At 39.4% G+C, this 3,479-nt stretch carries 3 protein-coding genes; all 3 read right to left on the bottom strand.

Features of this window, described 5'->3' with window-relative positions:
• Positions 1 to 1,051 (bottom strand): HAD-IC family P-type ATPase (locus tag ACOX6R_RS07665; RefSeq protein ID WP_433448903.1); only part of this gene is annotated, 1,051 nt, incomplete at its 3' end.
• Positions 1,052 to 1,059: 8 nt separating this feature from the next.
• Positions 1,060 to 2,868 (bottom strand): potassium-transporting ATPase subunit KdpA, encoded by a 1,809-nt coding sequence (kdpA, locus tag ACOX6R_RS07670; RefSeq protein ID WP_433448904.1) that lies wholly within the window; start codon positions 2,866 to 2,868, stop codon positions 1,060 to 1,062.
• 178 nt (positions 2,869 to 3,046) lie between these two features.
• A complete protein-coding gene (locus ACOX6R_RS07675) occupies positions 3,047 to 3,229 on the bottom strand; it encodes a hypothetical protein (RefSeq protein ID WP_433448906.1) in 183 nt (60 codons plus the stop codon).
• Positions 3,230 to 3,479: the final 250 nt, after the last annotated feature.

Genomic DNA, 3,479 nt, shown 5'->3' on the forward strand with positions numbered 1-3,479 from the left:
CTGCAAGTGAGGAAAGTTCAGCCGCTCTTGCAACTTCAGCCTCGTCTTTTCCGTCCACTGGTATAAATGAAACTGCCTGCCTGTTGCCAAGGGTGATTGTTCCAGTTTTATCGAGCATCAATATATCTACATCGCCTGCTGCTTCAATTGCCCTGCCGCTCATTGCAAGGACATTTGCCTCGTTGAGTCTACTCATGCCAGCAATTCCTATGGCAGAAAGTAGTGCGCCGATTGTTGTCGGTGCAAGGCAGACTAAAAGTGCGACGAGGGTTGTGATTGATGTTTTATTTTCTATTCCGCTTTGCTTTGCAGAAAAATCTGAATAAGTGTAGAGGGATAGTGTGACCAAGATAAAAATAATTGAAAGAGCCACCAAAAATATTTGAAGGGCTATTTCGTTTGGGGTCTTCTTTCTCGATGCTCCCTCTACCATTGCAATCATCTTGTCGAGGAAGGACTCTCCCGCATCACTTGTTACTTCAACTATTATCCAGTCTGATAGAAGTGTCGTTCCACCTGTTACGGCAGATCTGTCGCCACCAGCCTCACGAATGACGGGAGCTGACTCGCCAGTTATGGCACTTTCGTCGACAGATGCTGCACCCTCAATTATTTCGCCATCGGAAGGGATCTGTTCCCCCGCCTTTATTATGACAATATCCTTTTTCTTTAACTCAGACGATGATACGACTTCTACATTTTCTCTATCGCCTAAGGATTTAATCTTGTGCGCCTCGACATCTTTTTTGGAAGACCTCAAGGAGTCTGCCTGTGCCTTTGCTCTTCCCTCTGCAATTGCTTCGGCAAAGTTTGCAAATAAAACTGTAAACCAAAGTATTATTGCAATCGCCAAGGTAAAATTAGGCGATGCGTCCTTTATTCCAAAAAGTGAGACGACAAAAAGAGCTGTCGTAAGAATCGCCGAAATATATACCAAAAACATTACGGGATTTTCTTTTTGTGTTCTTGGATTTAATTTTATGAAGGAGTCCTTTAAGGCCCTTCCAATAACTTTTTTATCGTAAAAAGATTTTTTATTTTTTGAACTCATATTCCACCTCACATGCTGAAATATTCAGCTATAGGTCCCAAAGCCAAAGCTGGGAAAAAGCTAAGTGCGCCGATTAAAAGAACTATCACTATTAATAGGAATACAAACATCGCATTAGTTGTAGATAGTGTGCCGGCAGTTGTTGCAATTTTTTTCTTCTGTCCTAAGCTTCCTGCAATGGCAAGTGTGCCGACAATTGGCAAAAGTCTTGCAAATATCATTGAAATTCCAAGTGTCAAATTTAAAAACACTGTGTCTGCATTAAAGCCTGCGAAGGCTGAGCCGTTGTTTCCACCTGCAGAAGTGTAGGCGTAAAGTAGTTCTGAAAATCCATGAGATCCAGTATTATTTAAACTATCTGTAACGCTTGGCACCATAGCAGCAATTCCAGAACCCACAAGTATTGCAATTGGAGTTGCAAGACACACTAGAACTGCCCACTTCATTTCATAGGGCTCAATCTTTTTGCCCAAAAATTCTGGAGTCCTTCCAACCATTAGACCTGCAATAAAGACTGTCAAGATTGCAAAGGCAAGCATTCCATAAAGTCCGCATCCAACTCCACCAAAGATAACTTCGCCAAGCTGCATAAGAAGCATTGCCATCATGCCACCAAGTGGAGTGTAGGAGTCGTGCATTGAATTTACCGACCCATTAGATGCTGCCGTTGTAAAAGCTGCCCATGTGGATGACGATGCAATTCCAAATCGAGCTTCCTTGCCCTCCATGTTGCCACCAGCTTGGTTAATTGTAGAAATATCAACTGAATTATTTGCCAAAAGCTCAGGCGTTGCGTGTTGTTCATTTATTGCAATGACGCTCAGTGCAATTACAAGACAGATAAACATTGCAGCAAAAATTGTCCTGCCCTGTTTTTTGTTTTCAACTGCAAGTCCAAAAGTAAAGCAGAGTGCAGCTGGAATTAATAAAATTGAAATCATCTCAACAAAGTTTGTAAAAGCATTTGGATTCTCAAGTGGATGAGCTGAGTTTGTGCCCATAAATCCACCGCCGTTTGTGCCCGTCTGTTTAATGGCAACTTGACTTGCGGCAGGTCCCATTGGGATGTACTCCTTGGTTATAATCTTTGCACCATCAATTACTTTTCCGTCGACGCTTACTCTTTCGTCTTTAAGATTTATCGTCGCATTATCTATTACTTCTCCTTCTTCTGTTACTGCAACTGGTTCAATTAAATCCACCTCTTCGTGACCCTTGAAGTTTTGGATAACTCCACCAAATACCAAGAGGATTGCAACTAAAATGTTAAGTGGAATCAAAACTCTTAAAACTATTTTTGTTAGATCCACCCAAAAGTTACCCACGGTGTTTGACTTAACTCTTGTAAATCCCCTGATTAGCGCAAACAAAACTGCAATGCCCGTTGCCGCTGAGACAAAGTTTTGAACAGTTAGACCCAGCGACTGAGTAAGATAAGAAAGAGTTGACTCGCCGCTGTAGGCCTGCCAGTTGGTATTTGTGTTAAAACTTGAAGAAGTATTAAAAGCAAGGTCCCACTTTACGTTTGAAAGACCTTCGGGGTTACCCGGAAGATAAGCCTGAACCATCTGAAGAACTTGCAAAAATATAAGACCAACGCCAAAGAATAAAGCGACACTTATAAAGTAACTCTTCCAGCTCATCTCCTCGTCCTTATTTACCTTCATTATCTTAAAAATAAAGTTCTCGAGAGGAAGAGTAATTCTTGAAATAAAAGTGTTCTCATCCATCATCGCCTTTTTAATATAAATGCCAAGAGGAGCAGCAAATAGAATTAGTGCGACTAAATAAAAAACATATTGAACTACTGCACTCATCACTCTTTACCACCTTTCATCAAAATATATACATACCAAATAAGCATAAATAGCATTATCATGCCGATTATTATTGTTACGATTTTCATTTTTTCCTCCTTTATCAAAATTATAAAATTTAAAATATTAAAACAGTATTAATGACATTAACAAGATATAAAGAAACCATAAAGATTTCTTAGTTCCAGCCAAACAGCAGTGCAATGATAAAACTGATAACTGATGTTGCCGCCATCAAAATAGCTGTTGCCAAAAGAGGAAAACCAACGAAGACAACGAGAAAACCTATGAAAAAATGTCTCTTCACAAATTGTTGCAAAATATCTTCTAATCTATTTTCAAATCTACTAAGCTTTTTCATGACCCTAACCCCTTTCGTTAATATAAATATACGCCCGAAAACCTAAAAATAGCCTAAGGAAGTTCTATGTGGCATTAAGATGAAATTAAAATTATAACTTAGATGAATTTTAAAAATTGACGAGTGAGTGTTGTGATATAATTAAGAAAAATACATAGGAGGCAGAAATGGATTACAAAAAAGAACTACAAGAAGCACTTGACGCACTAGATTCTGCACAAAAGACTCTTGACGATGCACTAGATAGTCT

The organism is Peptoniphilus sp. (assembly GCF_050943655.1).
Lineage (GTDB): Bacteria > Bacillota > Clostridia > Tissierellales > Peptoniphilaceae > Peptoniphilus_A.

Excerpts from the sequence above, each read along its gene's own strand:
- kdpA (WP_433448904.1), bottom strand. The coding sequence starts at position 2,868 with ATGAGTGCAGTAGTTCAATATGTTTTTTATTTAGTCGCACTAATTCTA.
- ACOX6R_RS07675 (WP_433448906.1), bottom strand. The coding sequence starts at position 3,229 with ATGAAAAAGCTTAGTAGATTTGAAAATAGATTAGAAGATATTTTGCAA.